8 protein-coding genes are annotated in these 9691 nt (G+C 41.6%); 4 read left to right on the plus strand and 4 right to left on the minus strand.

What is annotated here, in order from left to right:
- Position 1: 1 nt before the first annotated feature.
- The 4 genes from VM932_RS11405 (at position 2) to VM932_RS11420 (ending at position 6233) form a co-directional block, all read left to right on the plus strand.
- Positions 2-1747: a RagB/SusD family nutrient uptake outer membrane protein gene (locus tag VM932_RS11405; protein ID WP_326278907.1), complete on the plus strand. Its 1746-nt coding sequence runs from the start codon at positions 2-4 to the stop codon at positions 1745-1747.
- A gap of 80 nt (positions 1748-1827) precedes the next feature.
- Positions 1828-2958: an alkaline phosphatase gene (locus VM932_RS11410; protein WP_326278908.1), complete on the plus strand. Its 1131-nt coding sequence runs from the start codon at positions 1828-1830 to the stop codon at positions 2956-2958.
- The gene (locus VM932_RS11415) at positions 2955-4724 is read left to right on the plus strand and encodes an alkaline phosphatase (RefSeq protein WP_326278909.1); all 1770 of its coding nucleotides are present in this window, start codon (positions 2955-2957) and stop codon (positions 4722-4724) included. The genes VM932_RS11410 and VM932_RS11415 overlap by 4 nt, the downstream gene beginning before the upstream one ends.
- A 249-nt stretch (positions 4725-4973) precedes the next feature.
- Positions 4974-6233: a mechanosensitive ion channel family protein gene (locus tag VM932_RS11420; RefSeq protein ID WP_326278910.1), complete on the plus strand. Its 1260-nt coding sequence runs from the start codon at positions 4974-4976 to the stop codon at positions 6231-6233.
- 14 nt (positions 6234-6247) lie between these two features.
- On the opposite strand, the gene deoD is transcribed toward VM932_RS11420, so the two are convergent.
- The 4 genes from deoD to VM932_RS11440 form a co-directional block, all read right to left on the minus strand.
- Positions 6248-6952, minus strand: a complete 705-nt coding sequence (deoD, locus tag VM932_RS11425; protein ID WP_326278911.1) for a purine-nucleoside phosphorylase — start codon at positions 6950-6952, stop codon at positions 6248-6250.
- Between the two features lie 9 nt (positions 6953-6961).
- Complete coding sequence (deoC, locus tag VM932_RS11430; RefSeq protein ID WP_326278912.1) at positions 6962-7600, minus strand: deoxyribose-phosphate aldolase; 639 nt, start codon at positions 7598-7600, stop codon at positions 6962-6964.
- A 1-nt stretch (position 7601) separates the two neighbouring features.
- Positions 7602-8006, minus strand: coding sequence for a hypothetical protein (locus tag VM932_RS11435; RefSeq protein ID WP_293169186.1), 405 nt, complete (start codon positions 8004-8006; stop codon positions 7602-7604).
- A gap of 134 nt (positions 8007-8140) precedes the next feature.
- Complete coding sequence (locus VM932_RS11440; protein WP_326278913.1) at positions 8141-9220, minus strand: sensor histidine kinase; 1080 nt, start codon at positions 9218-9220, stop codon at positions 8141-8143.
- Positions 9221-9691: the final 471 nt, after the last annotated feature.

Here is a 9691-nt window from a genome sequence, read left to right on the forward strand (position 1 = left end):
AATGAAGCATAAAATAATAATCGCACTATTTGGAATAGGCTTGCTCTCAAACGTAAGCTGTACCGATCTTGAAGAAGAAGTTATCGACGAATCCCTGGAAGGTAGTGGACAGGCAGAAGCCATAAGCGGGGCCATTGCTCCGGCTTATGGGCAAATTTCTTGGACTTGGAGACACACCAATTACTATGGATTGCAGTTAATTCCGTCCGATGAGGCCATATTACCTTATCGCGGTGGGGTCGACTGGTACGATAATGGCAAGTTTTTAGAAGTACATCGCCACAATATTGCTCCAAGTAATAGTTTGGTAGGAAGCTCTTGGAACGAAGTGACACGAAACATTTCCAGAACAATCACAGCAATTGATGTTTTACAACCCCTTGCGGATGAAGGAAACGTAGAGGCAGAAGGTGCTTTGTATGAAATGATTGCTCTGAGGGCTTACCTTAACATGCTTACTTTGGATAGTTGGGGATTGGCTTTCAGAAAAGAAAATTCTGGTGACCTTTCGGAGATTATCAGAGGACAAGATGCCATTGATTACATCGAAAGTGAACTGCTTTCAGTTGTTGATGTGATCAATACCAGTAGAGGCCCGGGACGAATAACACAAGCAACCGTTTGGGGGTTCTTGGCTCGATTGAACCTAAATGCTGCCGTGTACCGCGATCCCTACGGAACTCCAGATTTTACCACAGAAGATATGAACAAGGTAATTGAGTACACCGACAACATCATCAACTCCGGAATGTACTCCTTGTCCCCAGAGTATTTTGACCTTTTTAATGATGAAAACCACGACAACCCAGAATTGATTTTTGCTTTGGATCAACGTGGCGTGATGAACAGGGAGCACAGCCGATGGGCCTATTGGTCGTTGGCAGGTTCTTGGTATCCCAGACCGGAACACCCCAGTGCAGATGGTACCGATGGGCCGGCCATTACCCCGGATTTTTATCAGACCTGGGTAGATGCTTATGGCGATGTTGACCCAGCCGAGGCCGATGCCAGATTTTATCAGGAAAACCAGATTATCCCTGAAGAGCTCCGGGACTTGACGGGTGTTTCACCGGAAAATGATGAAAATCACTACTATTGCATGTCCGCTGAAGATTTTGAAATCAACAGGGGAATTATCCGAGGTGTAATTTGGGGGCCGCGCAAAGACGAAAACGGCTCTTTTTACACCTGCGACGAAGGTTACCGTATTTATCCGGTAATCCAAAGAAAAGGGAATGGCCCCGATAAGGATGTGGATTATGTGAACCATACCTTGCAGGTGGATTTCACTAACGAAGGCAGATTGCATAAAAACGGATATCGCGTATCCAAATACCAGTTTAGCCGTACCTCGCCAAATGGCAACAATTACAGTAGTGTAGACCTTGTTTTGATGCGCTTGGCCGAAATCTATTTGATGCGTGCAGAAGCTAAATTACGGACAGGTGACAATGCAGGTGCCTTGGCCGATGTCAATACAGTTAGGACCTCCAGAACGGCACGTCCAGAGCAGACTCCGGAACCCCTTTCCGCTATCGATTTGGATATCTTGTTCCGTGAAAGAGGATTTGAGTTGTATTGGGAAGGTTTCCGCAGGAGCGATCAAATCAGGTTTGGTCGTTACGAAGATACTTGGACCGAAAAAATAGATGACAACGTTCATCACAGATTGTTCCCGATTCCACAAGATGCCATAGATGGCGCATCCAATGTTGCAGGGTATTTGGAGCAGAATGAAGGTTATTAGTAGGGTGTATTTTTTAGCTAAGCGGCAGGTTGGTTTATCCACTTGCCGCTTACATGTTATATAAGAAAAAGAACAGATTCATGAAAATTTCATTTAAAAAAGCTGCTGCATCCTTGGCCGTTCTATGGATTTTGGGCTGTACCACATCAAAAAAAGAAGAAAAACCTATAGGAACCATCAATGAAGAGCCCCTGAGCATTATTTTTATGATAGGCGACGGGATGGGTGTTCCACAAGTATCAACGGCCTATTATTTTGGCGATAGCCTGCCCAATTTTTCACGGTTCAAGCAAATTGGATTTCACCAAACATCGGCAACGGATTATACCATCACCGATTCGGCCGCTGGGGCTACTGCCTTTTCAACGGGACAGAAAACCTATAAAAGGGCCATTGGGGTATCTTTTGATTCGCTTCCGCAAGAAACCATTTTGGAACAGTTGAAGGGGGATGGATACCAAACAGGCTTGATTAGCCTTACCACAATTACACATGCAACGCCTGCGAGCTTTTATGCCCATGTAACCGACCGTGACATGCACAATGAGATTGCTTCACAGTTGATTGAGGCTGAAGTTGATTTTTTTGCGGGCGGAGGAAGAAAGTTTTTCGATAAAAGAAACGATGGAAGAAATCTTTTTGAGGAATTAAAGGCCAAAAACTACCATTTGGATACCTTGGCACTATCAAAAACCGTGAAGGACAAAAGGAATGCCTATGTATTGGCCGATGATGGGATTCCCTCAAAGATTGATGGGCGGGCCAATTATTTATCCGAAGCAACCATCATGGCCTTGGATTATTTTGATCAAAAGGGGGAGCCATTTTTTATGATGGTCGAAGGCTCGTACATTGATTGGGGCGGACATGCAGAAAATGCCGAAATGATGATATCCGAAGTGTTGGATTTTGATAAGACCTTGGGAGTTGTGTTGGATTATGTGGAAAACAACCCGAATACCTTGCTGGTGGTTACGGCAGACCATGAAACAGGAGGGGTGAGCATTGGCAAACATTATGAAGTGGACAAAAGTACGGGAGAAAAAAGGGAAGTGCCCGAAAAAGTGACCGTTTACTTCAATTCCGATCAGCATAGCGGAGAGCTTATTCCTGTTTTCGCCAAGGGCAAGGGGTCGGACAATTTCCAGGGCATCTATGAAAACAACGAGATTTACCATAAAATGATCAATGCCATAAATCAAGCAAAATGAAAAAGAGAGCAGCCTTTTTAGTTATAGTTGGATTGATTTTCTTCGTTACGGGAAAAATCTTTGCCCAGACCGTTTATAAAGTCCACTCCCATAACGATTATGCCCAAAAACTGCCATTTTGGTATGCCTACAGCAATGGGGCATCATCCATAGAGGCCGATGTGTTTTTAAAAAATGACTCCCTCTATGTTACCCATGCCGAAGATGAGATAGTCAAGGGAAAAACCTTTGATAAGCTGTATTTGAACAGGCTCAGTAGTTTGGAAAAATCAGGGGAACTCAGGCCACTTCAGTTGCTTATCGATCTAAAGTCCGAGGCATACGCCACCTTGGACAAACTGGAAGAGGTATTGAAAAAATACCCGAGCTTGATCAACGGTGGCAAAGTCAAGTTTGTAGTTTCGGGCAATCGTCCCAAATCTGAAGAGTACAAGAATTACCCTGATTTTATTTGGTTCGACCATCAGAATTTGGACGAGTTCGAACACATGGATTTAAGCAAAGTTGCCTTGGTCAGTTCCAGTTATAAAAACTATTCTGTATGGAATGGCTACGGTCGGATGACGGCTCCTGACCTGGAGAAAGTGAAAAGGGCCATAAGTTTGGCAAAGGCATCAGGAAAACCGTTCAGGTTTTGGTCAACACCCGATACCAAAACGGCTTGGGCACGTTTGGCAAAATTGGGTGTGGATTTTATCAATACAGATCAACCGGCCCAGGCCAAACAGTATTTGGATAAACTGGATGCAAACACCTTCACATTAAAGGATACAGTTGAGGTGTACCGACCCAAATATGCATACAATACCGATTCCAAGCCTACCAATATTATTTTAATGATAGGCGATGGCAATGGATTGGCGCAAATTAGCTCGGCCATGATAGCCAATCGGGGTAAACTAAGTGTAACAGGGTTAAAAAACATAGGATTGGTGAAAACAGCTTCACATGATGATTTGATCACCGATTCTGCCGCTGGAGCTACCGCCATGGCTACAGGTAGAAAGACCAACAACCGGGCCATAGGCACAGGCCCAGAGGCTGAACCACTGATAAATTTAGTGGATACGGTGAGCAAAAAGGGTTTCAATACGGCGATAGTTACCACAGATGCCATTTATGGAGCTACGCCATCATCATTCTACGCCCATAGGGTTGAACGAGATGATACCCCGGGCTTGATAGAGGATTTAAAAAGCAGTCCGTTGGACTTTTTTATTGCGGGTGGCGAAAAGAACAAAAAAAACATTGAAGCGGTATTTTCCGAACAGAAACTGGAACACTTCTCCGATTTTAAAAGACCGACAGCTATTTATTTGGGCGACAATAAAGCTCCGTCGCTTGCAAAAGGAAGGGGCAGTGCACTACCAGAAAGTGTTTCGAAAGCTCTCGAAGTGTTACAGTCAAAAAACAATCCATTTTTTTTAATGGTCGAAGGGGCCCAAATCGATAATGGAGGACATTCCAACAGCACTAGCGACATAATCCAGGAAATGTTGGATTTTGACCAAGCCATTGCAGAGGTATTGAAATTTGCCGATGTCAATAAAAATACATTGGTGATCATCACTGCCGATCACGAAACTTCTGGTTTTGGAATCATGGGCGGCAGCATGGAAGATGGTACCGTGCAAGGTGATTTTTTAACCGTTGATCATAGCGGTATTATGGTGCCTTTATTTGCTTATGGGCCAAAAGCCGAAAATTTCAACGGGGTTTATGAGAACACTGAAATCTTCTCCAAGATTTTAGCATTGTTGGAATAACGAAGGACACTGATTTTGGTCCTTTACCAATGGAAAAGTATAGAGAACGGTCTTGATATTGCAATTCCGGTTTTCGATACATATTTGCAACATATTGGAAACCTTTCATCGTTTTTGCCTATAAAAGACTACTCGAATCGGCAAAATTCAAATAAAATGTACAACGGGTATCAATAAATGATGATTTACTTCTATGGAGGGGTGGATTAAATCCCGTAATTTTATGCCATATTTCTTTCAACGGAAACTATGGACAAGGATTTGGGTCGATTACTGTACAACTATTTACTAAAGACCGGTATGACAGAAGGTCTGGCCGCTTACATCAATCTTTTTGTAATGTTGATAGTTGTCCTAGTGCTTGTAATGTTGTTGGATGTACTGATTTGGAAAGTATTGCGCGCATTGTCCGTTAGATTGGCACGAAAGTCCAAAAACAATTTCGACAATTTTTTGGTGGCCCATAGGGTGCCGCGCTATATAGCCCATATTGTGCCTTTAACAATTTTACTGGAGTTTGTACCAGTGGCTTTTACTGATTTTGAATATGCAGGGATAATTACACTGAAGACCATTAAAATACTTTTCGTCTTTTTGACTCTGATCATACTTCGGAAGTTTTTTAAAAGCGTAAACGGATATTTAAAAACCCGTCCCAAGTTTAGGGACAAGCCCATAAACAGCTATGTTCAGGTATTTATGATCTTTGCCTGGGTGGTGGGGCTGCTCACTATTTTTGTTATCGTTACCGATACCACGGTTTGGAAATTTTTTACCGCATTGGGTGCTGCCTCTGCAGTGATACTGCTCATTTTTAAGGATTCCATTTTAGGCTTTGTGGCCAGTATTCAGGTTACCATTAACGATATGGTGCGCATTGGCGATTGGATTACGTTCGAAAAATATGGGGCCGATGGTGATGTGGTGGAGATTAGTTTGGCCACGGTTAAGGTTCAAAATTTTGATATGACCATCACCACGATACCTACCTACGCTTTGATTTCTGATTCGTTCAAAAATTGGAGGGGCATGCAGGTTTCGGGGGGAAGGCGAATCAAGAGATCATTGATCATACGGCAAAAGAGTATTCGGTTTTTAACTGAAGAGGAAATAGAAAAGCTTAAAAAGATCCAACTGGTAGAAGGTTACATAGGTACTAGGAACGAACAGATCAGGGCCTATAATGAAGAAAACAATATCAATAAGGAAGTGTTGGTGAACGGAAGAAACCTGACCAACTTTGGTGTGTTCCGAAAATATGTGACCAATTATCTGGAAAATCATTCCGCCATAAACAAGAAAATGACCTTGATGGTACGGCAGTTGCAGCCTACTCCGCAAGGTATTCCTTTGGAAATATATGCCTTTAGTTCGGATAAGCGATGGGAAAACTACGAATATGTGATGGCCGATATTTTTGACCATTTGCTCGCTGCCCTGCCTTATTTTTCTTTGGAGCTTTTTGAGTTGCCTGTGGCAAAGGATTATGTTTCTACCGGAGATGATTAGTCTAAACCCTACTTTTAGGGCAAAGCAGCCGCCAAGGCAATTTCCACCATATCCTTAAATGTTGTCTCACGAGCATGTGCCGAGAGTCTTTCTTGAGTTACCAGGGAATCTGAAATGGTAAGAATCGTCAATGCCCTTACATTATATTTTGCGGCTATGGTGTACAAGCCAGCGGTTTCCATTTCCACACAAAGTACACCGTATTCCGCCCAGAGTTTGTATTCCTCGGGGTCATCCACATAAAACTCGTCCGAAGAAAGCACATTGCCTGCTTTAATGGGAATGTTTTGTTCTTGGGCATAGTTCACGGCTTTTAAAAAGAGTTCAAAATTGGCTGTTGGGGAGTAGTCGGAGTTAATAAACCTGGAGTTATTGATGCCTGAAGTAGTGGAAGCGGCCATGGCCAAAACCACATCATTAAGTTTTACGTTTGCTTGGTATGACCCTGCGGAACCCACCCGGATGATGTTCTTTACCCCATAATCTGTGATGAGTTCATGAAAATAGATCATGGCCGAAGGCATACCCATACCACTACCTTGAACAGAAATCCTTTTGTCTTTGTATGTGCCCGTGTAGCCCAGCATTCCCCGTATTTTATTATAGCAAAATGGGTTTTCGAGAAAAGTTTCGGCAATCCACTTGGCCCGTAAGGGATCGCCCGGCATTAGTACCGTTTCGGCAATTTCCCCTTGTTTGGCTTCAATATGGGTGCTCATTCCTAATTTTTATTCGATTAAAGAAGGACCTGATGAGGTTCCTATTCGAGATACCCCAAGTTCTATGTATTGTAGGGCCTCTTTCTTTGTTTTTATTCCACCTGATGCTTTTATTTTTGCCTTGTTGCCCACAACTCTTTTCATTAGTGCCACATCATCCAGGGTGGCACCTCCGGTTCCAAACCCAGTAGACGTTTTTACAAAATCTGCCTTTGCATCAATTGCTAGGGTGCAGGCAAGTTTTTTTTCTTCATCGCTCAGGTAGCAGGTTTCTATGATCACTTTCAAAATATTGCTGCCAATCGCTTGTTTTATGGCCCCGATTTCATCTCTAACAGCATCAACCTCTTTTAATTTAAGCCATCCAATATTAATTACCATATCTATTTCGTCCGCACCATTTTTAATGCAGTCCATGGCCTCGAACACTTTTACCTTGGTAGACATGGCCCCAAGGGGAAAACCGATTACAGCAGCCGTTTTTATTTGGCTTCCCTTTAAAACTTCTGTGGCTAAAGGTACATGGCATCCGTTTACACAAACAGCATAAAAACCATGTTCAATAGCTTCCCTACATAACTTTGTTATGTCGGTATGGGTGGCGGTGGGTTTTAGATTGGTGTGATCTATATATTTTTCCAAAGACATGTTAATGGTTAAAGAGCTGTTTGAGCTTAAAGATAGCCAACATCTCCGATCTGTTCTTTCCAGCAAAAGATTTGGCTATGGATTCGGCGGTTTCAACAACCAACTTTTTGATAGGTTCGGTGAATTTTTCGGGATGTTCTTTATAAAACTCCTTGAATTCCTTGAAATATTCTCCACCATCTTTCTCCTCTCCATTTAACCAATCGAAAACAATTTCTATTTGATAGGCGGCATCGGTATGAAACTCATCTTCAATTTCATCCATATCCAGCCAATGTTGCCGAACATATTTCCGTAACCTTTTTATTTCGATGGGCCTTACATTGTTATCTGCCATGGCTACTGCATAAAACAATTTGCCAAGGTTTTGGTAGAATTCGTTTCCTATTTTCTCAGAATTTAGCATGATTATCCTTTTAAACTCAACTAAAGTTAAGATTAATCAAATAGGTTTAAAATGACATTTCTCAATTGTTTTTTGGAAAAAATGTCTCGAATGTTATCATAATTGGTTTGGCACAAACAAATTAGATAGTGGAATCAATTTGTAATCGAGGGGATTTGTGCTTTGAATAGAATCGTAAAGGTGGTACCTTGGTTGACCTTGCTGTCCACCGAAATACTTCCACCAAGGCTGGTAAGCTGTTCGTGGACTAAATATAAACCAACACCTTTACTGTCTTCGTTACCATGAAATTTCTCGTTCAACTTAAAAATAAGGGTGCCTACTTTCTCCATATCAAAGCCAAGACCATTGTCCGTATAGGTTAGTTTCTTTTTCCCATTTTCTTGTGCTGTGCTTATTGAGATGATGGGTGGAACATTTGGTCTGGCATATTTAATGGAATTGGTAATTAAATTCAAAAAAATACTTTCCATGTAAATATCCTTGAAATGCACACTAGGCATGGCGCTAAAATCTATGTGGAATTTGGCACCTGCCCTTTGTATAAGTGAGCTTATAGAGTTCTGGACCTTATCAAAAACATTTTTAAAATCGACATCTTCCAACACCATATTCCGAACGTCCTCTTCGGAATAGGAATCAATATATGCGTTCATGGTATTCTTCAATCCTTCGGCGGATAGTTTTATTAGACTGAGTATTTCCTTGGTATCCACATCATCAATTTTGGTCAAATCCAATAAATTGACCAGGGACAGCATATTGTTAAGAGGCGATCTAAGGTCGTGTGAGGTGCTATAGTTCTGTTGTTTAAGTTTTTCATTTACCTTGGACAGTTGACTTAAATGCAATATGCGCTCCTTTTCCAGTTTTTTGGTGTGCGTAATATCCTTGGCTATGGCGTAGATCAATCGCTCCTTTTCCAACGGTATGGATGTCCAATGTAGCCAGACAATAGCTCCTGATTTGCACACATACCTGTTTTCGAAATTCACCAGTGGAACATTGTTTTTTAGTTCTTCCCTGTGAGCGGCCGTGCGCTCCCTATCTTCATGATAGATGAATTCGGAAATTAATTTTGAGCCCAGTTCTTCTTCAGTATACCCCAATAGCTTTATAAAAGCAGGATTCACTCTCACAAAATACCCATTATAGTCTGCAATACAGAGGCAATCCATGGATTGATCAAAAAAAGGTTCTAATTGGGGGTTCATTGTTTTAGTTGTGGTTTTTATCATTCCATCTTCCTTTGTGAGAAAACTGTGTCTCTTTTATCAAATCATCTCGTGGTCGGTTATCTGGTACAAACTTGTACTAAATTATATCTGCATACTTTTTGGTTTAATAAGTGGAAATGACAAATATGGCCAACACATTTTTTAATTGAAAAGACAATACCACTCTTTTTTACCAGCTCGTTAAAATATAGCGTGAAACAGTAATAAGCAAATACATTTTATTGATTGTCACTAAGGTTTCATCATTTTTTGGAGGGAAAACCATAATCTATGCCATCTTAGATTGTATTGTGAACCCTTTTAAAGGGTCAATCTCAAAAGTTGTGTGTAAATTGAATTTATAGTTTGAACTTTGTTTTAAAAACTGACCGTATTGGATCCATACATTGACCTACTGAAGGTTCTCCTTCCCGAACTATTGATTACCCATTTCGATATTGCCAAGCA

It is taken from the genome of Flagellimonas halotolerans (assembly GCF_035818535.1).
GTDB lineage: Bacteria > Bacteroidota > Bacteroidia > Flavobacteriales > Flavobacteriaceae > Flagellimonas > Flagellimonas halotolerans.